Raw genomic sequence first — 22044 nt, 5'->3', positions numbered from 1 at the left:
ACACCTCGCTGACGCTCGGCGCGGCCTGAGCGGAAAGCGCAGTGTTGAATGATTCGTTCGCGGGCTCACTCATGCCGCCTCCGCCTCGAATTTGTCCACTTCGGACAGATAGCTGCGCTCGTCCCCCGACAGGAACCGGTCCACGAAGCCCGGCCAGGCCTCCACGTCCTTCGCGCACGCCGCGTAGTGGCGCTGGAAGCGTTCGTCCCGGCCGTAGTCCGGCACCGCCGTGGTGAAGTGCGCGCCCCGCGGCGCCTCCACGACCCCGTCGACGGCACCGCGGGTGAGCAGCAGCGACTGCACCGGCCCGCCCGCGGTCAGCTCGGCGGTCTCGACGACCTTCTCCACCGACACGAAGCACCTCTCCGCGGCCAGACCGAACAGCTCGTCGAAGTACGGGTCCGGGCCGAGGTACTGGGCGTTGCCGCGGGCATCGGCGCGGTTGAGGTGCACCAGCGCCACGTCCAGGTGCTGCGCCGGCACCGCGACGAGTTCCTCGCCGTCCGCGTACGGCGAGCGCACGGTCCGGAGACCGGGGTTGGCGCGCATGACTTCCGAGCCGAGTCCGGCGCGGGTCGGCAGGAACGGAAGCCGCTGCATCGCCGCCGACAACGCCGTGCCGAACATGCCCTCGTCGTACTCGGTGACCTCGATGGCCCCGGTCTCGCGGGCACGGCCGAACCACGGATCGAACGGGAGGGAATCCAGGGTGACGAACCCGAACACGACCCGCTTCACCTTGCCCGCCGCGCACAGCAGGCCGACGTCCGGGCCGCCGTAGGACACGACCGTGAGGTCCTGCACCGGGGTGCGGAGGATCGCCCGGACCAGTGCCATCGGCTTGCGCCGCGATCCCCAGCCGCCGATGCCGATGTTCATGCCGTCCTTCAGCTCCGCCGCCACCTCGTCGGCGGTCGTGCGCTTATCGGCCATTCAAGAACTCCTCGCGGGCTTCGTCGGACGCGCCGAGCAGGTTGAGCTCGAAGGTGAAGCCCTGCTCGAACCGGTAGCTGCGGTGCACCTGCTGGGGGTCGATGCCGTTCAACGCCTCTTTCGCCGCCCGGATGACCCGCGGGTCCTTCTTCGCGATGTCCCGGGCGACGTCCATGGCCGCCTCGTCGAGTTCCGCGCGCGGCACGACCTGGTAGACCGAGCCGTGCGTGTGCAGCTCGGCGGCGGTGATCTTCCGCGCCGTGAAGTAGAGGGTGCGCATGAGGTGCTGCGGCACCAGCCGGGCCAGGTGCGTCGCGGCTCCCAACGCGCCGCGTTCGACTTCCGGGACGCCGAAGGTGGCGTCGTCGGAGGCGATGACGACGTCGGCGTTGCCGACCAGGCCGATCCCGCCGCCGAGGCAGAAGCCGTGCACGGCGGCGACGACCGGTACCGCGCAGTCGTAGACCGCGGCGAAAGCCGCGTAGCAGCCCCGGTTCGCGCCGACCAGGGCGTCGTAACCGGCGCTGCGCTGGATTTCCTTGATGTCCACGCCCGCGTTGAACCCGCGGCCTTCCGCGCGGAGGATCACCACGTGCACCTCGGGGTCGCGGCCCGCCTGCGTGAGCGCGTCGGCGAGGTCGAACCACCCCTGCACGGGCAGCGCGTTCACCGGCGGGAAGTCGACGGTGACGACCTCGACGTGGCCGTCGCGCTTGGTCAGGATGCCCATCAGCTCGCTCCGTAGACGGGTTCGGGCTCGGGCGCGCGCTCGAGCAGTTCCTTGACCACCGCGCCGAGTTCCGCCGGGTCCCAACGCTCGCCCTTGTCCACGGCCGGGCCGTGCCGCCAGCCCTGCGCCAGGGAAACCTTGCCGCCCTCGACCTCGAAGACGCGGCCGGTGACGTGCCCGGATTCCGCGCTGCCCAGCCACACGACCAGCGGCGAGACGTTCTCCGGCGCCATCGCGTCGAAGCCGGTGTCCGGACGCGCCATCGACGCGAACACCGCCTCGGTCATCCGGGTCCGCGCCGCCGGCGCGATCGCGTTGACGGTGACGCCGTAGCGGGCGAGTTCCGCGGCCGCCACCACCGTCAACCCCGCGATACCCGCCTTCGCCGCCGAGTAGTTGACCTGCCCCGCGCTGCCCAGCAACCCGGCACCCGAACTCGTGTTGATCACCCGGGCACTCGGCATCCGGCCCGCTTTGGCCTCGGCCCGCCAGTGTTCGGCCGCGTGCCGCAGAGGCGCGAAGTGACCTTTGAGGTGCACCCGAACCACCGCGTCCCACTCGTCCTCGGCGAGGTTGACCAGCATCCGGTCCCGGACGAACCCCGCGTTGTTGACCAGCACGTCCAAGCGGCCGAAGCGCGCCACCGCGGTGCCGATCAGCTCCTTCGCCCCGGCCCAGTCGGCGACGTCGGCCGTGGTGGCCACCGCCTTCCCGCCGAGCGCCTCGATCTCCGCGACGACATCTGCGGTCACGCCCTCCTCCAGGTCGTTCACCACCACCGACGCGCCCTCGGCCGCGAACGCCAGCGCGTGCGCCCGCCCGATGCCGCGGCCGGCGCCGGTCACCACGACCACCCGGTCCTGGCCCAACCCGCTCACGAATCCTCCCGATGGTTGACGTCGGCCGCGGCGAGGAACGCCGGGACCTCACCCCCGCCGTGCACGCGCAGCGTCGCGCCGGAGACGTAGGAAGCCATTGACGAGGCGAGGAACGCGGCGCACGAGCCCACCTCTTCCGGCTCGGCCAGCCGGCCCAGCGGCACGGTCTTGCCGACCGCCTCGACCGCGGCCTCGCTGCCGTAGTGCAGGTGCGCCTGCTCGGTCCGCACCATCCCGACGTCGAGCGCGTTCACCCGCACCTTCGGCGCCCACTCGACCGCCAGGCTCGCGGTCAGGTTGTCCAGCCCGGCCTTCGCCGCGCCGTAGGCCGCCGTGCCGGGCGACGCGCGAGTGCCGCTCACGCTGGAGATCATCACGATCGAGCCGCCGGAATCCTGACGCTGCATCACCGCGTTGGCGTGCTGCGCGACCAGCAGCGGCGCGAGCAGGTTGAGCTGCACGATCTTGTCGTGCAGCCGCGGCGACGCCGCCGCCGCCGACACGTACGGTGCCCCACCGGCGTTGTTGACGACGACGTCGAGGCGCCCGTGCCGCTCGGCGATCCCCTCGACCAGCGCGGCCACCTGGTCCTCGTCGCGGACGTCGCACCGGACGAACTCCGCCGCGGTGGGCGCCTCACGCCGCGCGCAGACGACGACCCGGGCGCCGTGGGCGAGGAACACGCCGGTGATGCCGCGGCCCACGCCGCGGACGCCGCCGGTGACCAGCACCACGGCGCCGGCCAGCCCCAGATCGGTTTTCACCGGCACACCACCTTCCCCGTCCAAAACTAGAACATGTTCTCGCTTTGGACAAGGCCGGCGGTGCGCCGCGGAGCGGGCTACGGTTCGGACGAGGGGAACTCGGTGCGGGCGACCTGCAGCCCGGAAGCCCGCAGCGCGGCCTGCATGGCGAACCGCGCGTCGGGGTCGTCGAGGCGATCACCGAACGCCTGCTTCAGCTGGCGCACCCGGTAGCGGACCGTCTGCGGGTGCACCGAAAGGGCCACCGCGATCTTCTCGGAGTTGCCGCCGTTCTGCAGCCAGGACAGCAGGGTCTCGCCCAGCCGGCGGCGCGTCCGCTCCGGGAACTGCGCGAGCGGGGCGAGTTCCTGCCGGGCGACCTGCTCCGCCAGCGGCGAGTCCGACAGCAGCCACAGCTCGGTCAGGTGGTCCGTGCACCACGTCACGGGGGCGTCCGGCAGCGCGCCGTCCGCCACCAGGCGCAGTGCGGTGCGCGCCCAGCGCAGGGAATGCGCCGCCGCGCCGAGCTCCGTCGGCGGCCCGACCGCGACGCGCGTGCCGACCCGGGTCAGGGTCCGCGCGTCCACCGGGGCGGGCAGCAGCAGGTACGGCTGCGGCGGGTCGAGGTCGGCGAGGACGTCGGATCCCCACGAGGTGCTCACCGTCGTCTCGGCGGCGACCGCCGCGACCTCGCGCGGCACCGGCCAGCCCGCCGCCGACGCGAGTTCGGCGAGGACCGCGTCCGGGATGGTGCCGGGGCCGGTCAGGAGCCGCAGCAGGCGCCGCCGCAGTCCCGCCCGGGTGCCCTCGATCTCCGCCCACGCTTCGCGGTGCCCCCGGCTCGACATCCGGGCGAGCTCGTCGGCGTAGCCGAACAGCATCTCGGCCAGCTGCGCCATCACCGCGGAGGAGAGCCGGTGCCGCCGGCCCAGCCGCATGATCCAGCGCCAGCCGACGCGGGTGCCCACGCGGTAGGCGGCCTGCAGGTCGTCGAGGGTCCGGCCCTCGCGGGCCTCGCCCGCGCCGAGCTGGCGGCACGTCTCGTACAGCCGGTCGCGCGAGGCCAGCGGATCCTCGACGAGGTCCACGAAGAGCGCGACGGCGCACTCGACGCCGTGCCGGGCCACGCGGGCGTACGAACCGTCCCCGGGCCGGGCGTAGACCGGGACCGCCCGCAGCACCTCCCGGACGATCCAGTCGGTCAGCGCCGGCAGGGCCGGCCGCATCAGCACGGCCAATTCCTTGCGCCGCAGCACTTCTTCTCCGGCGTCCCGGGGAACCGGGACGGGTTGCCGAGCACTGTCGCGGGACACCAGGGTTTCCTCCACCGGGGACGGCGACGGAGCAAGCTTTACCGGACAGTAAAGCAGGGAGACCGTAGAGTACACCTCCATGAGCCGGCAGAGTTCCCCTGATCGATCCAGCGCTCGCCGCAGCCCGGCCGCCCGGCCCACCGACGACGAACTGCTCGACGCCGCCCGCGCCGTGTTCGCCGAGCGGGGGTTCGCGCAGGCCACCATGGGGCTGATCGCAGACCGCGCCGATTCCACCAAGCCCACCCTCTACGCGCATTTCGGCGACAAAGCGGCCCTTTTCCGCGCGACCGTCACCCGGGAGGTCGGCGCGTTGCGGGACTGGGTGATCCGGGCCTACGAAACGGCGAGCGCGCGCCCGCTGGAGGACCGGGTCCGGCTTTCGGTGATGGCCATGTTCGGCTACGCCGGCGCCCACCCGGAGAGTTTCCGGCTGCTGTTCGACTCGGCCGTCGACGAGATGTCGAACGAGCGCCGCGCGCTGGCCGACAGCATCGCCACGCACGTGGTCGGCCAGATCCGCGAGCACCTCATCGCCCACGGCCGGCCGGTCGGCCCGGGCGCGGACCTGCTCGCGGCGATGATGGTCGGCCTCGTCGGGCGGGCCGCGATGCACGTCTCCCACTCCCCCGGCCTCGACCCGATCGCCGCGGGCGAACTGGCCACCGGGTTCGTCATGGCCGCGTTGCGCGGCCTCGACCCCGTGCTGCTGGACCGCGTCGACCACCCGCAGCCGGCCGGGCAGTGCGCCACCTGAGCATCCACTCCGGACTGTTTGTCACCGGCTGAACAATTCCCGGCGCGCCGGGAAACCGCCTCTTGCCGGGTTCGGCGACCACTGCGACGCTGCCGTTACCGCAAGCGCCGCAGTCCTTTCCGCCCCCCACGGAAAGCGCTTGCCGACCCCCTTTTCCCACAACGAGGTGTGATCAGCCATGATTCGTGTCCCCAAAAACCGCCTGCTTTCCGCCGCGACCGCGGTCGGCCTCGCCGTCGCCGGTCTCACCGTGGCCGCCGCGCCGGTGGCCTCGGCCGCGCCGTGCACCGACATCGACGTCGCGGTGGCCCGCGGCACGGGCGAACCCGGCTCGCTGGGCCTCATCGTCGGCCAGCCCGTCTTCCAGGCGGTGCAGAACCGGCTGCGGCCCCGGTCGGTGAGCAGCTACGGCGTGAACTACCCGGCCGACCTCGGCCAGCCCGCCTCGGTGCAGCGCGGCAACACCGACCTGGTCAACCACGTGCGGACGCAGGCCGCGGCCTGTCCGTCGCAGCGGTTCATCCTGGCCGGCTACTCCCAGGGCGCCAACGTCGTCGACAACTCGATCGGCATCAGCAGCGCCGGCGCCGTCGTCGGCGGCCCGATCGTCGCGACCATCCCGGCGGACCTCGCGCCCCGGATCGCGGCCATCCTGCTGTTCGGCAACCCGATCCGCGCGATCGGCCGCTCGGTCACCGGCACCTACCAGAGCCGCACCAAGGACTACTGCGCCTTCGGCGACCCGGTCTGCCAGCCGCTCGGCACGAACATCCTGGCCCACCTGAGCTACGGCGGCGAAGCCAACGACGCGGCCAACTTCGTCGCGGGCAAGGTCTGACCCCGCCGAACCGCCGTGAATGCCACCTTGAGGGACTGGACGTCTCTCAAGGTGGCGTTCACGGCCCTGCTCAGCAGTTGGCCGGGGCCGGTTCGCCGTTGAACCGCTTGACGATCCACTGGTGCGCGTCGGCGTTGCCGGCGAGGATCCCGATGGCGTGTTCGGCCAGGTAGGTGGTCCACTGCTCGCGCACCCCGGCCGCGCAGTACGCCCGGTGCAGCGTCTCCGCTTGCGGGGTGTTGACGATCTCGTCGACGCTCGCGTGGTACTGGAACACCGGCACCCGCGGCGGGTTCGCGCCCAGCTTGTTCTGCGCCAGCCGGGCTTGCCACTGCGGGGTGCCCAGCGGGTTCGTCGTCGTGAAATCGGCGATCTTCTTGAACGAATAGTTCAGCAGCAGTTCCGCGGTGCACGCGTTCTTCTTCGCGTCGGCCAGCTGCTGACGCCCGGTGTCGTTGAGGAACGAATCCAGCCTCAGGTCCGGGTACGCCGCATCGAGCCCGATGGCGGCGAAGGCGAGGAACCCGAAGCCGATGTACCCGTCGAGGCCCTTGGCGACCTCGGTCAGGTCGGCGGGCACGCCGCCCGCGACGACGCCGACGACGTTCAGCTCGGGCGCGTACGCCGGCTGCTTCTCGCCGGCCCACATCGATCCGCCGCCCCCCTGCGAGTACCCCTGGAAGATCACCTTGGCGCTCTTCGAGAGCCGGGCGAGCGGAAGGTCCTGCGCCGCCCGCACCGAGTCGATCACGGCGGGCCCCATGGACTGCCCGGTGATGTAGGTGGGCACGGTCGACGGCGAGTAGCCCTCGTAGTCGGTCACCGCGACCGCGTAGCCGCTGGAGAGCGAGTCGTTGATGGCGGGCTGGTCGTAGAGCGTGCCCCGCTCCATCGCCTTGGACGCCGTGCACTTGAACGCCGGGCCCTGCGTGCCGACGGCGTAGCCCACGATCGGCGCCTTGGCCGGGTCCACGCCCTTCGGCACGAGGATGGTCCCGGTCACCGCGTTCGGACGGCCCTGAGCGTTGGTCGACAGGTACATGACCTGCCACGCGTCGGCGTTGAGCGCGTTCAGCAGCGGCACCGAGGGGCGCCAGCGCAGGACGTCACCCGGTTTCCCGGCCGGCAGCGGGGACGGCGGGGTGTAGAACGAGTCGTCGAACGGTCCGGGCAGCAGGGGCGCCGCGCCGGCGGGCGGACTCGCGGCCGCTACCCCCAGCGCCACCAGGCAGCAGGTCAAGAGCGCCGAAAGCACGGCGCGACAACGAGCATGCTTCACCACAACCTCCATCGGGGAAAGGAATGCGCTCAGGCCGGGAGGCCCAGCGCGCCGGCCAGGACCGGCCAGGACTGGTGCAGGGCCCGCTGCCAGTACGGCCAGCTGTGGGTGCCCGGCCCGTAGAAGTCGACGGTCGCCGGGATGCCGGCGGCCTGCAGGCGATCGGTGAAGCTGCGGGTCGACAGCAGCGCCGGTGGCTCGAAGATGTCGGGGGTCTGCCCCGGCTGGTCGAGCGGCCCGGTCTGCCCGTTGCCGCAGGAGATGTAGAGCGCGGTGCCGCGCAGCTGCTCGACGTGGTCGTAGGGGTTGTTCGCCGACCACATCGGCCGCATCAGCAGGTCGCTGCCCCAGAGGTCGAGGTAGGTGAAGATCCCGGCCCGGGCCAGGATTCCCTTGATGAACAGCGGGGCGCCGGCGGACAGGATGTTCGGCACGCCGCTGTAGGACGCGGCCGCGCCGAACATCCCCGGGTGCTTGAACGCGTACGCGAGCGCGCCGTACCCGCCGATCGACAGCCCGGCGACCGCGCGGCGGGTGCCGCCGCGATATCCGCGTTCGACGATCTGGCGCACTTCGGCGGTGTGGAACGTCTCCCAGTCGGGAGTGTTCTTCAGGCCGAGGTTCCACCACTTCGTGTACATCCCCGCCGGGCCGTCCGTCGGCATCACGACGAGAGCGTCCTTGGCCGCGGTGAACGCCTTGACGTCGGTGAACTGGTCCCACGACCGGTAGTCGACCGGTTCGCAGCAGCCGTGCAGCAGGTACAGCACGGGCCAGGTCCGCGTCGGCTGCGCCGCCCAGCCGGACGGCACGATCAGCCGCACCATCCCGGTGGTGCCCAGCGCCGGGGAATCGACCTCCAGGTCGACGGTCCGGGCGTCCAGCCAGGTTTCCCGCACGACCTTCGCGCCGTCGTCGGCCACGGCCGGGCTCGCCTGGGCGGGCGCCACACCACCACCGGCGAGCAGGAGGACGACGGAAAGCGCCAGCAAGGCGATCCGTTTCATGAGAACTCCTCAGAGGGGAATGTTTCCGTGTTTCCTGGCCGGGAGGCTCTGGCGTTTCGTGCGCAGCACCCGCAAGGCCCGCGCCACCTGCAGGCGGGTCTGCGACGGCGTGACGACCTGGTCGACGTAACCGCGTTCGGCGGCCAGGTACGGGCCGCCGTGACGCTTGCGGTACTCGTCGGTGAGCCGCCGGTGGGCCGCTGCCCGCTCGTCCGGCGGCAGTGCGGCCAGCTCGCGCCGGTAGAGCACCCGCACCGCGCCCTCGGCGCCCATCACCGCGATCTCCGCGGTGGGCCAGGCCAGCACGGCGTCGGCGCCGAGGTGCTTGGAGCCCATCACCGCGTAGCCACCGCCGTAGGCCTTGCGGACCACCACCGTCACCTTCGGCACCGTCGCCTCGGAATAGGCGTAGATCAGCTTGGCGCCGCGGCGGATGATCCCGCCGCGTTCCTGGTCGGTGCCCGGCAGGTAGCCGGGGACGTCGGCCAGGGTGAGCAGCGGGATCGAGAAGGCGTCGCAGAAGCGCACGAACCGCGCGGCCTTCTCCGACGCGTCGATGTCGAGCACGCCGGCCTGGTGCCGCGGCTGGTTCGCCACGACGCCGACCGTGCGGCCCTGCACCCGGGCGAAGGCGCAGATGATGTTGGGGGCGAAGGCGCTGTGCACCTCGGTGAACTCGCCGTCGTCGACCAGCCGGACGATCAGCTCGGCCATGTCGTAGGTCTGGTGCGGCGAATCGGGCACCAGCCGGTCGAGCTCCAGGTCGGCGGCCGTCAGCCCGGGGCTGGTGTCGTCGGCGTACTCCGGACCGGGGTCGAGGTTGTTCGCGGGCAGGTACCCGAGCAGCGTCCGCACCCAGTCGAGCGCGTCCTGTTCGTCGGCGGCGCGGTGGTGGGCGTTGCCGGCGACCTCGCTCTGGACGGCCGCACCGCCGAGCTCCTGCGCGGTGACGCGCTCGCCGGTGACGGTGTGCACGACGTCCGGGCCGGTGACGAACATGTGCGACGTCTCCTCGACCATCACGGTGAAGTCGGTGATCGCCGGCGCGTAGACCGCACCGCCGGCGCACGGGCCCATGATCATCGAGATCTGCGGGATGACGCCGGAGGCGTGGGCGGTGCGGCGGCCGAGTTCGGCGTAGTAGGCCAGCGAGACGACGCCTTCCTGGATCCGGGCGCCACCGGAGTCGTTGATCCCGACGACCGGGCAGCCGATGGTCATGGCCAGGTCCATCAGCTTGAGGACCTTTTCGCCGGAGACCTCGCCCAGGCTGCCGCCGAAAACGCTGAAGTCCTGGGAGAACACGCAGATCTGCCGTCCGTCGACGGTGCCGTGCCCGGTGACGATGCCGTCGCCCCACGGGCGGTTGGCGTCCATCCCGAACTCGGCGCACCGGTGCCGCGCGAACTGGTCGAGCTCCACGAAGGAGCCGGGGTCCAGCAGCAGCCCGATCCGCTCGCGCGCGGTCAGCTTGCCCTTGGCGTGCTGCCGGTCGACGGCCCGCTTCTCGGCGATCCGCACGGCTTCGTCCTGCCTCGCGGCGAGATCGGCGATCCGGAACGCCGTGGTCGGGGTCAGCTCGTCCATCACCGCACCACCGTCCCGAGCCGCTCGGCCAGCACCGCCACGTGCGGCGGGTCGATCATCGACACGTGGTCGCCCGGGACCCGCACCACTTCGAGCGCGCCGCAGTACCGGTCCCAGCCGAGGGTGTCGTCGGTGCGCAGGTACCGCGGGTCCAGCGACGTGGTGAGCGGGTGCGGGTCCCGGGCGCGCAGCAGGACCACGCGCCCGTCGTAGCGGCCGGGTGTGTACCGCTCGGCGACCCGGGCGTCCACATAGGACTCGTACTGGTGCTTCAGGACACCGGCGCCCATGTCCGGCACCTGCTCGGTCAGCTTGTCGAAGACCCAGCGGATCTGGGCGTCCTCGGCCAGCTGCGCCAGCTCGGCGCGGGGCAGCTCGAACGACACGCCGTACGTCCGCGAGACGTGGTCGGCGAACCGGTCGAAGCGGTCCAGCAGCAGCTCTTCGGCCGGCTTCCCCGGCGCGGGCAGCGGCAGGATCGTGTCGATCAGGAACACCAGTCCGGCACCACCCAGGCGGCGCGCCGTCTCGTACGCCAGGCAGCCGCCGAACGACCAGCCGCCCAGCCGGTGCGGGCCGTGGGGCTGGATTTCGCGGACCAGCTCGGCGTACCGGGCCGCCTTGCCCTCGACGGTGTCCTCGTCGTCGAGGCGTTCGAGCGCGTACACCGGCGGCCCTTCGGGGAGCAGCCGGGCGAGCTCGCGGTACACGTTCGCCGTGCCGCCCGCCGGGTGGAACAGGAACACGGGATCGCCGGCGACGCCGTCGCGCAGCAGCCGCACCGGGCCACCGCCGTGACCTTCGAGCTCGGCGCGCAGCAGATCGGCCATCGCGGCGACGGTGGGGGTCGCGAACAGCCGGTCGGTGCCGGGGACGGCGGTGAGGTGCTCGGCGAAGGCGGACCGCAGTTGCCGGGCCCGCGCGGGATCGCCGCCAACGGCGAAGAAGTGGTCGTGGACGCCGGGTTCGGGGCCGCCCAGGACGGCCCGCCAGTGCCGGGCGACCCAGCGTTCGGCGGGATCCCGCGGCCCGGTGACGACCGGAGTGGCCGACCCGAGACCGACCCGCGCAACGGAGCCCGGCGGCCCGGTGACGACCGGAGCAGCCGACCCGAGACCGACCCGCGCAACGGAGCCCGGCGGCCCGGCGGCGACCGGAGCAGCGGACCCGGAACCGGCCTGCGACGCAGGGCCCCCCGGCCCGGTGACGACCGGCGCGGCCGACCCGAGACCGGCCCGCGCAACGGAGCCCGGCGGCCCGGCGACCGGCGCAGCGGACCCGGAACCGGCCTGCGACGCAGGGTCCCCCGGCCCGGCGGCAACGGGCGCGGCCGGCCCGAAACCGGCCTGCTCGGCGAGGTGCCCGGCGAGCTCGGCCAGGCTGGCCCCGCGCAGCAGCAGCGGGATCGGCAGCGGCAGACCGAAGTCGCGTTCCACCGCGCCCCGGGCTCGCATCGCCGACAGCGAGTCCAGGCCGAGCCGGGTGAGCGGTACGTCCCGCTCGACTTCGGGCAAGCCCAGCAGGTCCGCGACGAGCCCGGCCAGGTGGTCGGCGATCGCGGCGCGGGCGTCCGCCGGCGAGCCATCGCGCAGCGCGGCCAAACCGTCCCAAGCAGACGATCCGGCCCGCGGCGCGAAGAGCGCGAAGAACGGCCGCTCTCCCAGCCGCGGGAACAGTTCCAGCACCGCCGCGGAATCCACACGGGCGACGCCGGTCGCCGCGCGGTCGCGGGCCAGCACGACGTCCAACGCCGTGAGCGCTTCCTCGGTGCCGAGCGGGTCGAGCACCGGGTTGACCGAACCGGCCGCGGCACCCACCTCGCCCCAGGCGCCCCAGCCGATCGTCGCCGCCGGGAGGCCCTGGGCCCGGCGCCACGCGACCAGGGCGTCGGCCCACGCGTTCGCGGTGGCGTACGCGGCCTGACCGGGCGACCCGAACAGTGCGGCCGCCGACGAGTACACCAGCCACCAGTCGAGGTCGTGCCCGGCGGTCGCTTCGTGCAGCCGCCAGGCACCCAGCGCCTTCGGCCGCCAGACGGCGTCGAGCGCGTCGGGGCCCAGGCTGATCGCGGCGCCGTCGGCCAGGACACCGGCGGCATGCAGCACCCCGCGTAGCGGCACGCCTCCTTCGACGGCCGCCGCGACCAGGGCTTCGGCCGTGCCCGGCGCGGCGATGTCGCCGGGCACCACCCGCACGTCGCCGCCCAGTCCGGGGTCGGCGGCGTGCCTGCCGTTCAGCACCAGCCGCGTCGCGCCCCGGCCCGCCAGCCACTTCGCCGCCGCCAAGCCGAGACCGCCGAGGCCGCCGGTGATGACGTAGGCGCCGTCGCGGACCGGCTCGCGCACGGGGTCGCCGAGGTCCGGGCGGGCCAGGCGCCGCGTGTACCGCACGTTGCCGCGCCAGGCGATCTCGTCGTCCGGCCCGTCCGCGCGGACCTCGTCCCGCAGCCGGGCCGGGTCCGCGCCGACGTCGACCTGGCTCACCCGGAGTTCGGGGTGCTCGAAGGCGAGCACGCGCACGAGCCCGCGCAGCGCGGCCAAGGCGGGGTCCCCCCGCTCCCCGGGCTCGACGCTGTGCCCTCCGGCGCTCACCAGCCACAACCGCGGCGCCACCGGCAGTTCGGCCAGTTCGGCGACGACCCCGGTCAGCGTCTCGACCAGCCGCGCACCCCGCGCCGGATCGGGCTCGGCGGCGCCGCCGAGCAAGGCGAGCACCGCGGTCGGTTCCCCGTCGCGCAGCAGCTTCGCCAGCTCGGCCCGGTCGCCGAGGCGAGCGGTCCGGACGTCGTCGCCCGCGAAGTCCCGGCTGACGTCGGCGTCGGACAGCACGATCCAGCGGTGCGCCCGCTCCGGCGCGGCGGGCAGCCCGGACGGCTGCCACGCCGCCTCGAACAGCAGCCGCGCCAGGGCCGCGTCGCGGTACCGGCGGCAGTAGACGTCGCGGAACTCGACGAGGACGCCGCCGTCCGCGTCGACCAGCTGGACGCTGCCGAGCACGCCGTCACCGGACTCCTCGGCCGGGCCGAGGACGGCGTCCACCCGCACGCCGCGGCGCGGGTCGCCGGCGACGACGACCTCGCCCACGCTGAGCGGCAGGTAGAGGGCGTCCGCCTCGCCGACGGCCGCGGCCAGCGCGTGCAGGCAGGCGTCGGCGAGCGCGGGGTGCAGCACGTACGCGGGATGGTCCGCCGCGGGCAGCGCGATCGACGCCGACGCGCGGCCGGGAGCGGCGATCACCCGGCGCAGGCCGCGGAAGGCCGGGCCGTAGGACTGGCCCAGCTCGGCCAGCGCCCGGTAGACGTCCACGGGGTCCCCGGCGGTCTCCCCGAACGGCTCTGACGGCGTGCCGCCGGTGCCGATCCGCGCGGTGGCGTGCCGGACCCACTGGCCGTGCGCCGATCTCGTGTGCACGCTCAGCTCGGTCCCGCGGAGACTCGTGGTCACCTCCGTGTGTTCGGCGAGCGGGAGGACCTCCTGCAGCTCGAGGTCGTGGACGCGGCCGCGGGGGCCGGCCGCGGCGAGTGCGAGCTCGAGGAAGCCGGTGGCCGGGAACACCGGGGCGGCCCGCACGGTGTGGTCGGCCAGCCACGGCAACACGCCGGTGCCGATGTCGGCGCGCCACAGGTGGCCGCCGCCGGGATCTTCGATGTGCACGCCCAGCAGCGGGTGGGCGCCGCCGGTGCGGACGGTCCGGCGGGGCCAGAAGCGCTCGTGCCGCCAGACCGGGCCGGGCAGCTCGACCGGCGGCGTCTGCGGGCGGGCGGCCAGCACCCCGGGCCGGCCGAGCACGTGCAGCCGGGCGAGGCTGGTCAGGAACGCCGTCCGCTCGTCGATCCGGCGGCTCGCCGACGGCAGGCCGAGCGCGCCGGACTGCTCGATCGCGGCCAGCGCCACCGGGTGCGGCGAGATCTCGACGAAGACGGTGTGCCCGTCGGCCGCCGCCGCGGCCAGGGCCTGGCTGAACCGCACCGGACGGCGCAGGTTCGCCGCCCAGTACTCGACGTCGAAGGCGGGCGTCTCCCGCGGATCGTCGAGAACGCTGCTGTAACACCGGATTTCCGGCGTTCCGGACCCCAGCCCGGCCACCGCGGCGCGGAACGGGCCGAGCACCGGCTCGACGGCGGCGGAGTGCCCGGCGCCCCCGACCGGCAGCCGCCGGGCGAGCCTGCCGAGGCCTTCGGCGTGCGTGACCACGGCCTCGACCCGGTCGGCGGCCCCGCTGATGGTGCACTGGGTCGGTGACGCGTAAACAGCGATCGTGACGTCCGGGAACTCGGCGAGTTCGGCCGGGGAGAGTTCGACGAGGGCCATCGCCCCGCCACCGCGTCCGTCGAGTTCGGCGAGCAGCCGCGCCCGGGCCGCCATCACCTTCAGGCCAGCAGCGACATCCAGCGCTCCGGCGACGACCGCGGCGGCGACCTCGCCCATCGAGTGCCCGAGCACGGCGGCGGGGACGACGCCGTGCGCCCGCCACAGGGCCGCCAAGGCGAGCTGCATCCCGAACAGGGCGAGCTGGGTCGCGGCGAGGTCGGGGAGTTCGTGTTCGAGGGCTTCGCGCAGCGAAAACCCGGCTTCGGCGCGGAAGACGGGGTCGAGGCCGTCGATCTCGGCGCGGAAGGCGGGCTCGGAGCGCAGGAGCCGGCGGCCCATCCCGGACCATTGCGAGCCGTAACCCGAGAAGACGAAGACGACCTCCGAACGCCCCGGGGTGACCTGGGGTGCGTTGATCGGCACTGCGGCGCGAGGCGCCTCCGTCGAGGGTGGTGGTGGGGGCACGGGAGGAGCACCGAAGGCCACATGGGGGCGTTCGACACCGGCGGTCAGCGAGCGCAGCGCCTCGACCACTTCGCCCCGGCTCGCGCCGACCACCGCTCCGCGTACCGGCAAGTGCTCGCGCCGGTGCGCCAGCGTCGCCGCGACCGCGTCGAGCGGCGCCTCGCGGGCTTCGAGCCAGTCCGCCAGCTCGGCCGCCCGCGCCCGCAGCACCTCCGTCGACCGGGCCGAGAGCGCGAACACCTGCGGGCCGTCCGGGTCACCGCCGCGGGGCGGGAACGACGCCGCCGGCCACTCTTCGAGCACGACGTGGGCGTTGGTGCCCCCGAACCCGAACGCCGACACCCCGGCCCGCGCCGTCCCGCAATAGCGCGGCCAGTCCGTGCCCGCCGCGACCACCCGCAACCCGCTGAAGTCGATGTGCGGGTTCGGCGTGCGGAAGTGCAGGCTGGGCGGCAGCCGGCGGTGCGTCATGGCCAGCACGACCTTGAGCAGCCCGGTGATCCCGGCCGCGCCTTCGAGGTGGCCCAGGTTGCTCTTGACCGAGCCGAGCAGCAACGGCCGATCCGGGGAGCGCCCGGCCCCGAGCACCGCCGCCAGCGCGCCCGCCTCCAGCGGATCACCCAGCGGCGTCCCGGTCCCGTGCGCCTCGACGTAGTCCACAGAGGACGGTTCGACGCCGGCCGTGGCGTACGCGTCGCGCAGCAGGGCGGCCTGGGCGTCCGGGTTGGGGGCCGTCAGGCCGTTGGAGCGGCCGTCGGAGTTCACCGCGCTGCCGCGGATCAGCGCCAGCACCCGGTCCCCGGCCCGCCGGGCCGCCCGCAGCGGCCTGAGCACGACGACGCCGCAGCCTTCGCCGCGGGCGATCCCGTCGGCACCGGCGTCGAACGGCTTGCAGCGGCCGTCCGCGGCCAGGACCCCCGCCCGGTGGAACCCGGCGGTGATGCCGGGTGAGAGCAGGACGTTCACCCCGGCGACGAGCGCGGTCTCGCTCTCGCCGCGGCGCAGGCTCTGCACCGCCTGGTGCACCGCGACCAGCGACGAGGAGCACGCGGTGTCGAGGGTGAGGCTGGGGCCGCGCAGGTCGAGCAGGTACGACAGCCGGTTCGCGGCGATGCTCGCCGCGGCGCCGGTCCCGGACCAGACGTCGACGCCCGCGACGTCGGTCATCGTCAGGGAGCCGTACTCGGTCGCCGACAGCCCGACGAACACGCCGGTCCGGGTGCCGCGCAACGTCGACGGCGGGATCCCGGCGTGCTCCAGCGCCGCCCAGAAGACCTCCAGGAGGATGCGCTGCTGCGGGTCCATCGCCTCGGCCTCGCGCGGGGTGATGCCGAAGAACCCCGCGTCGAACCCGGCGACGTCGTCGAGGAACCCGCCGCGCGAGGGCACGCCGGCGAGGTCGTCGGCCGGGGCGAACGTCTCCCAGCGGCCTTCGGGGACCTCGCCGATACCTTCGCCGCCGGAGTCGAGGAAGCGCCAGAAGGCCTCCGGGGACTCGATGCCGCCCGGCAGCCGGCAGCCGAGACCGACGACCGCGATCGGCTCCCCGTCTTCCCGCAGCGGCACGTACGCCGGCTCGGAATCCACGGTGGACAAGTGATCGGCGAGCGCGGTGATCGTCGGGTACTGCCACACCAGGGTCGGCGCGAGCGGACGGCCGACGAACCGGCCGAGGTCGGCGGCCAGGCTCGTCGCGTCCCGGGAGGACAGCCCGGTCTCGTGCAGCGGCCGGTCGGGGTCGACCTCGCCGATCCGGGCGGTCAGCCAGGCGCGGATCGCCGCGGCGTCCGGGGCGCTCATCCGAGCCGCCGCGCGGTGAGCGCACCGTCCAGGTAGGACTTCCGGCACCGGGCCCTGCTGATCTTGCCGCTGGAGGTGCGGGGCACCTCGCCGGGGGCCAGGAAGACGACGTCGTGCAGGCGCAGGCCGTGCCCGGCCGACACCGCCGCCCGCAGCGCGGTCATCGCCGCGGCGACGTCGGCTTCGGTGTCTTTCGCGCGTTCCAGGACGACGACCGCGGCTTCCCCGTCGCCGCCGTCGATCGCGAAGGCCGCCGCCGAGTGCGGCCGGACGGCCGGGTGTTCCTCCACGGTCTGTTCGATGTCCTGCGGGTAGTGGTTGCGGCCGTCGACGACGACGAGGTCCTTCAGGCGGCCGGTCACGAACAGCTCGCCGTCGAAGACCACGCCGAGGTCGCCGGTCGCCAGCCAGCCCTCGCCGGTGTCCGGATCGAGCGGGGGCAGGCCGAAGGTCGCCGCCGACGCTTCGGCTCGTCCCCAGTAGCCGCGGCCGACGTTCGGGCCGCTGACCCGGATTTCGCCGACCTCGCCCGGTTCGGCGGGCTCCCCCGTCACCGGGTCGGCGATCCGCACCCGCTGGCCGACCGGGCGGCCGCACGAGACGAGCGTCGTGGCGGCGGTGCTCGCGGTGGCCGGCACGGCGTACCCGGCGGCGAGCCGGGCCCGGTCGAACGTCACCTGCCGGGGCGGTTTCCCCGCGTCCGTGACGGAAACCAGCACCGTGGCCTCGGCCAGGCCGTAGGAGGACCGGTGGACCTCCGGCCGCAGCCCGCATTCGGCGAAGGCGTCCTGGAACTTCGCGATCGTGGCCGGCAGCACCGGCTCGCTGCCGTTGATCAGCGCGACGACCCGGCTCAGCTCCAGGTAGATCTTGTCGGCCTCGCTCACCCGCGAAGCGCAGTAGGCGTAGGCGAAGTTGGGGGCCGCGCTGATCGCGCCGGGACTGGCCGAGAGCGCGCGCAGCCAGCGCGCGGGCCGTTCGAGGAACGCCAGGGGGTCCATCAGGACCGAGGACAGGCCGCCGGCCATGGGCGCGCCGATGCCGAGGACGAGTCCCATGTCGTGGAACAGCGGCAGCCAGCTGACCGCCGACGTGGTCCCGCTCTCGGCGCCGTAGGCGGCACACGCCTGGCGGGCGTTGGCGAGCACGTTGCGGTGGGTCAGCACGACCCCGGCGGGCGAGCGCGTGGACCCCGACGTGTACTGCAGGTACGCCGGGGCGTCGGGGGCCGGCTTCGGCCAGTCGTGCTTCCCGGGCGCGACCCGGGGCACGACGTCGACCGCGAGCACGGCCGGATCGACCGGCGTACCGGCGAGGAACCGGGTGACCACGTCGCGTTCCCCGGCCGTGGTCAGCACGACGCGCGGGCCGCAGTCGGCGAGCGCCGCGGCCAGCCGGCCCTCGTGCCCGGGCAGGCCGGGCGCGAACAACGGCACGGCGACCAGCCCGGCCCGGAGTGCGCCGAGGAAGGCGACGACGTAGTCGGCGGACTGCCCGGCCAGCACCGCCGCCCGTGCTCCCGGACCGGCCACTTCGGACACCCGGGCCGCGACCGCCTCGACCCGCTCGTCGAGCTCGCGCCAGGTGAGCGTGACCGCCGAGCCGTCCGCGCCGTCGCGGTGGTCGAGGTGGGTCACGGCGATCCGGTCGCCGAGGCGGCGCGCCCACTGACCCAGCAGGGTCGCGAAGGACTCGCCGTCGGTTTCGGGGGCACCGGTGAAGAGAACCGGCTGGGAAATGGTTTCCATGGCTCCTCGCAGAGAGCGTTTACCGGCGCACTCAATAGCCGCGCCTGTGCGGTTGTCAACGGACCGATCTCGAATACTCACCGGGAAACGGGTCAGGGCACCGCGCGTTTGTCACGCGGGGACGAGTTGCCGGCGAGCCGCGTCCCCGGCACCCGCGCGGCCAGCAGCGCGCCGGCAAGGGTCAGCCCGGCCGCGGCGAGCAGGCCCGCGGTGTACCCGCCGGCCAGCGCCGCTCCGGCGGGGGCGCCCGCTTCGAGCCGCGCCGCGCGCACCGACGTCAGCACGGCACCGATCAGCGCGACGCCGAGCGCGCTCGACAGCTCCCGGGCCGCGGTGAGCAAACCCGACGCCGTGCCGGAATGCCGTTGCGCGACCACGTCCAGCGCGTGCGACGTCATCGGGACGGTGAAGGCCGAACCCGCGCCGATCAGGAGCATGCCCGGCACCCGCGGCCACAGCAGGGGCACGTGGTTCACCGCGGCCAGGACGAGCAGCCCCGCCCCGACCACGGCCAGCCCCGCGGCCACCGTCCGAAGTGGACCATGACGGGCGGCGGCCGCCGGCACCAGCGGCGTGGCGGCCACGACCGCCACCGCCACCAAGACCAGCGGCAGCCCGGCGCCGGCCGGGCCCAGCCCGAGGAACTCCTGGTGCAGCAACGGCGTGAAGAAGAAGATCCCGGAGATCCCCAGTCCCCACAACAGCTGCAGGCCGAGCGAGCCCAGGAACACCGGGTTTCCGGTCAGGGCCGCCGGGATCAGCCGGTCGGCCGCCCGCCGCTCCCGGACGAGGAACGCCACCACCAACGCGGTCCCCGCGGCGAGCAGCGGGATCCGGGCGCGGGGTACGGCCAGCGCGGTGGTGAGCAGCACCAGGCTCGCCGTCACCAGGATCATCGCCGACGGCGGGGGCGCGCGGGTCGCCGCGCCGCCGCCGGGCGGCACGGTTCCCGGCAGCAGAACGAGCATCGCCGCCACGAACGGGAGGTTGACGAAGAAGATCCACGCCCAGCCCAGGTATTCGCTCAGGACGCCGCCGAGCGCGGGGCCGAGGGCCAGCGCGGCGGCCAGGCACGCCGTCCACACCGCCGCGCCGAGCGTCCGGCCCCGCGCGTCGAGGTTGGTCCGCAGCAGGCTCAGCAGCCCCGGCACCAGGAACGCGGCCGCCACCCCTTGCAGCACCCGGGCGGCGACCAGCAGCCACGCCGAGGCCGCCAGCCCGCCCGCCACCGCGCCGAAACCGAACGCGGACAGCGCGGCCGTCAGGGCCGGGCGCCGTCCCCAGCGATCGATCATCGTGCCCGCGACCGGCAGCAGCCCGGCGAACGGGAGCATGTACCCGAGCGCGATCCACTGCAGGGCCCCGAGGTCCAGGGTCAGCTCGCGGGCGATGGACGGCGCGCCCGCGGCGACGATCGTGTTGTCCAGCGTCGTGACGAACGCCCCGAGCGCGAGCAGCGCCAGCGTCCGGTTCCGGCGCTTCACCGCGCACTCCCCTGCAACGCGTGCCGCCCGCGCGCGGGCCGGGCCCGCGCGCCCGGGAACCACCAGTTCGCCGCGCCGAAGCGGGCCATCACCGCGGGCACGAGCACGCACCGGACCACGACCGCGTCCAGGAGCACGGCGACGGTCAGCCCGACACCCGCCTCCCGCACCACCCGCGCGTCCACGAAGGCGAACGACACGAACACCAGCGCCATGATCAGCGCGGCCGCGGTGATGGTCCGGCCGGTCGCCGCGACGCCGTCGACCACGGCGGCCCGGGTGTCGCCGTGGCGGCGCCACGCCTCCTGGACGCGGGCGATGAGGAAGACCTCGTAGTCCATCGACAGCCCGAACAGCCCCGCGAACAGGAAGACCGGCAGGTACGGCTCGATCGGGCCGCCGAAGGCGAACACCACCGCACCGGTCGTCGCGGCCGCGGTCAGCAGGTTCATCACCGCCGCGGTGAGCGGGATCAGCACACTGCGGAACACCCAGGCGAGCAGCAGGACCGAAATCCCGACGACGGCGGCGAGGAACAGCGGCAGCCGCGCGGTGATCGCGGCGGAGAAGTCGGCCCGGGCCGCGACGACCCCGCCGACGTGCGCGTCCGGGCTGCCGATGATCCTGGCCATCGCCCGCGTCGAGGTCAGCAGTTCACCGGTGGCCGGATCATCGGGCGCCGTCCGGGGGAGCACCGTGAGCAGCCAGACGTCCCCGGGCAGCGCGGTGGGCGGGCCGACGTCGGCACTCGCGAGCAGCGCTTCCCGGAGCTGCCCCACCGAGGTGCCGCCGGTCCCGGCCACCAGCAGCGGGGCGTCCGCGCCCGGCCCGAACCCCTCTTCGAGCAGTTCGGCGGCGGTCCGCGTGACGCTGCCGGGCGGGTCGAGCGCGGCGTCCGGCACGCCGAGCCGCAGCCCGGCCATCGGCAGCGCGAGCACGGCCACGACCAGCACCGCCGCGAGGGTGTACGGGCCGGGCCGCGCGGTCACCGCCCGCGCGAGCCGGCCCCAGCGGCCATCGCCGCCGTCCGGCCGCACGCTCATCCGGCGGGCGACCGGCCGCAGCAGCGCGGGCAGCAGGGTCAACGCGGCGAACGCGGTCAGCAGCACCGAGACCGCGGCGGCCACCGCGATCCCGTTCAGGAACGGCATGCCGACGGTGAGCATGCCGGCCAGTGAGACGCAGACGGTGACGCCGGCGAAGACCACGCTGCGGCCGGAGGTCGCGGCCGCCACGGCCAGCGCCGCCGCCGGCTCGGCGCCTTCGGCGCGGCCCTGCCGGTAGCGGGTGAGCACGAACAGCGCGTAGTCGACGCCGACGCCGAGCCCGAGCAGCGCGGCGATCTCGGTGCTGATCTTCGGCACGGTCATGACGTGCGACAACACGGTGACGGCGGCGAGGGCGCAGCCGACCGAGACCGCTGCGGTGAGGACCGGGATCAGGACGCAGGTCAGTGAGCCGAAGGCCACCAGCAGCACCACGGCCGCGGCGAGCAGGCCGATCCCGGCGTTGCCCAGGTCCGGTGCGGCGGCCGTCATCGCCGCGAGCTCGCCGGAAGCCCCGGCGGTCAGGCCGCCGGCGTCGCGGACGACGGCGGCCAGCGCGTCGGCCGTCCCCTGCCCGAGGTCCGCGGCCGGGGCGTCGAAGCGCACGGTGAGCACCGCGATCCGCCGATCGGCGGATACCTCGCCGGGCGGCGGGCCGACGGACACGACGTGCGGCAGCGCCGCCAGCCGGGCGGCGAGCGCGTCGAGCCGGGCGCGGCCCGCGCCGCTGTCGACCGGGCCTTCCTCCGAGCGGACGACGACGCGTTCCCCGGCGCCGCCGGTACCGGCGGCGCGCAGGAGGTTCGCCGCCGCCGTGCTGTCCGCGGCGGGCAGGTCCACCGTGTCGCGGAAGGCCGCACCGGTGTGCACAGCGGCGAAACCGAGCCCGCCCAGCGCCACGAACCACAGCACGATGACCACCCCGGCCCGGCGGAAACACCAGGAAACGAGCGCCGTCATCGGTGTTCTCCTCCCGCGTGCCGGTTGATCACGCTAACAACGGGACGGGGCGCGAAGATACCGTCCCGGTTCACAAATCCGGTCCCGGAAACCTTTGCCGGAATCAGTGTTCCGGGGTTTGTCGGCCACGTGACAAAGCCCGGTGCGGCCGTTGCACCTGGCGTGA

14 protein-coding genes are annotated in these 22044 nt (G+C 74.1%); 2 read left to right on the top strand and 12 right to left on the bottom strand.

Annotation, left to right across the window (positions count from 1 at the left end; genetic code table 11):
- Window positions 1-69 precede the first annotated feature (69 nt).
- The 5 genes from AB0M80_RS28055 to AB0M80_RS28035 all read right to left on the bottom strand — a co-directional run bounded on the left by AB0M80_RS28055 (window position 70) and on the right by AB0M80_RS28035 (window position 4597).
- Window positions 70-933, bottom strand: coding sequence for a CoA-transferase (locus AB0M80_RS28055; RefSeq protein WP_364570939.1), 864 nt, complete (start codon window positions 931-933; stop codon window positions 70-72).
- Complete coding sequence (locus tag AB0M80_RS28050; protein WP_364570937.1) at window positions 923-1663, bottom strand: enoyl-CoA hydratase family protein; 741 nt, start codon at window positions 1661-1663, stop codon at window positions 923-925. The genes AB0M80_RS28055 and AB0M80_RS28050 overlap by 11 nt, the downstream gene beginning before the upstream one ends.
- Window positions 1663-2541 carry an SDR family oxidoreductase gene (locus AB0M80_RS28045; protein ID WP_364570935.1) on the bottom strand — a complete coding sequence of 293 codons (879 nt, stop codon included), beginning with the start codon at window positions 2539-2541 and terminating at the stop codon, window positions 1663-1665. Before AB0M80_RS28045 ends, AB0M80_RS28050 begins: the two co-directional genes overlap by 1 nt.
- The gene (locus tag AB0M80_RS28040; protein WP_364570933.1) at window positions 2538-3305 is read right to left on the bottom strand and encodes an SDR family oxidoreductase; all 768 of its coding nucleotides are present in this window, start codon (window positions 3303-3305) and stop codon (window positions 2538-2540) included. The genes AB0M80_RS28045 and AB0M80_RS28040 overlap by 4 nt, the downstream gene beginning before the upstream one ends.
- A 77-nt stretch (window positions 3306-3382) precedes the next feature.
- The gene (locus tag AB0M80_RS28035; protein WP_364570931.1) at window positions 3383-4597 is read right to left on the bottom strand and encodes a helix-turn-helix domain-containing protein; all 1215 of its coding nucleotides are present in this window, start codon (window positions 4595-4597) and stop codon (window positions 3383-3385) included.
- A 79-nt stretch (window positions 4598-4676) separates the two neighbouring features.
- On the opposite strand from AB0M80_RS28035, the gene AB0M80_RS28030 reads away from it, so the two are divergent.
- Together AB0M80_RS28030 and AB0M80_RS28025 are read left to right on the top strand one after the other, a co-directional pair.
- Complete coding sequence (locus tag AB0M80_RS28030; RefSeq protein ID WP_364570929.1) at window positions 4677-5354, top strand: TetR/AcrR family transcriptional regulator; 678 nt, start codon at window positions 4677-4679, stop codon at window positions 5352-5354.
- Between the two features lie 178 nt (window positions 5355-5532).
- Window positions 5533-6192, top strand: coding sequence for a cutinase family protein (locus AB0M80_RS28025; RefSeq protein WP_364570927.1), 660 nt, complete (start codon window positions 5533-5535; stop codon window positions 6190-6192).
- 70 nt (window positions 6193-6262) lie between these two features.
- On the opposite strand, the gene AB0M80_RS28020 is transcribed toward AB0M80_RS28025, so the two are convergent.
- The 7 genes from AB0M80_RS28020 to AB0M80_RS27990 all read right to left on the bottom strand — a co-directional run bounded on the left by AB0M80_RS28020 (window position 6263) and on the right by AB0M80_RS27990 (window position 21878).
- Window positions 6263-7471 carry a lipase family protein gene (locus tag AB0M80_RS28020; RefSeq protein WP_364570925.1) on the bottom strand — a complete coding sequence of 403 codons (1209 nt, stop codon included), beginning with the start codon at window positions 7469-7471 and terminating at the stop codon, window positions 6263-6265.
- Window positions 7472-7500: 29 nt separating this feature from the next.
- Window positions 7501-8478, bottom strand: a complete 978-nt coding sequence (locus AB0M80_RS28015) for an alpha/beta hydrolase family protein (protein WP_364570923.1) — start codon at window positions 8476-8478, stop codon at window positions 7501-7503.
- A 9-nt stretch (window positions 8479-8487) separates the two neighbouring features.
- Entirely contained in the window at window positions 8488-10065 is a 1578-nt protein-coding gene (locus AB0M80_RS28010; protein WP_364570921.1) for an acyl-CoA carboxylase subunit beta, read from the bottom strand.
- Window positions 10065-16640 (bottom strand): beta-ketoacyl synthase N-terminal-like domain-containing protein, encoded by a 6576-nt coding sequence (locus AB0M80_RS28005; RefSeq protein ID WP_364570919.1) that lies wholly within the window; start codon window positions 16638-16640, stop codon window positions 10065-10067. The genes AB0M80_RS28010 and AB0M80_RS28005 overlap by 1 nt, the downstream gene beginning before the upstream one ends.
- A complete protein-coding gene (locus AB0M80_RS28000) occupies window positions 16637-18388 on the bottom strand; it encodes a fatty acyl-AMP ligase (RefSeq protein ID WP_364570918.1) in 1752 nt (583 codons plus the stop codon). Before AB0M80_RS28000 ends, AB0M80_RS28005 begins: the two co-directional genes overlap by 4 nt.
- Window positions 18389-18480: 92 nt before the next feature.
- Window positions 18481-19872: an MFS transporter gene (locus tag AB0M80_RS27995; protein ID WP_364570916.1), complete on the bottom strand. Its 1392-nt coding sequence runs from the start codon at window positions 19870-19872 to the stop codon at window positions 18481-18483.
- Window positions 19869-21878, bottom strand: a complete 2010-nt coding sequence (locus AB0M80_RS27990) for an MMPL family transporter (protein WP_364570914.1) — start codon at window positions 21876-21878, stop codon at window positions 19869-19871. The genes AB0M80_RS27995 and AB0M80_RS27990 overlap by 4 nt, the downstream gene beginning before the upstream one ends.
- Window positions 21879-22044 lie beyond the last annotated feature (166 nt).

The organism is Amycolatopsis sp. NPDC051045, from assembly GCF_040682955.1.
Lineage (GTDB): Bacteria > Actinomycetota > Actinomycetes > Mycobacteriales > Pseudonocardiaceae > Amycolatopsis.
Note: the sequence above shows the minus strand (reverse complement) of the source record. Positions and strands in the feature narration are given on the sequence as shown.

Coding starts and splice junctions, on each gene's coding strand:
- AB0M80_RS28055 (WP_364570939.1), bottom strand. CDS start 933: ATGGCCGATAAGCGCACGACCGCCGACGAGGTGGCGGCGGAGCTGAAG.
- AB0M80_RS28015 (WP_364570923.1), bottom strand. CDS start 8,478: ATGAAACGGATCGCCTTGCTGGCGCTTTCCGTCGTCCTCCTGCTCGCC.
- AB0M80_RS28000 (WP_364570918.1), bottom strand. CDS start 18,388: ATGGAAACCATTTCCCAGCCGGTTCTCTTCACCGGTGCCCCCGAAACC.
- AB0M80_RS28050 (WP_364570937.1), bottom strand. CDS start 1,663: ATGGGCATCCTGACCAAGCGCGACGGCCACGTCGAGGTCGTCACCGTC.
- AB0M80_RS27990 (WP_364570914.1), bottom strand. CDS start 21,878: ATGACGGCGCTCGTTTCCTGGTGTTTCCGCCGGGCCGGGGTGGTCATC.
- AB0M80_RS28010 (WP_364570921.1), bottom strand. CDS start 10,065: ATGGACGAGCTGACCCCGACCACGGCGTTCCGGATCGCCGATCTCGCC.
- AB0M80_RS28025 (WP_364570927.1), top strand. CDS start 5,533: ATGATTCGTGTCCCCAAAAACCGCCTGCTTTCCGCCGCGACCGCGGTC.
- AB0M80_RS28030 (WP_364570929.1), top strand. CDS start 4,677: ATGAGCCGGCAGAGTTCCCCTGATCGATCCAGCGCTCGCCGCAGCCCG.
- AB0M80_RS28005 (WP_364570919.1), bottom strand. CDS start 16,640: ATGAGCGCCCCGGACGCCGCGGCGATCCGCGCCTGGCTGACCGCCCGG.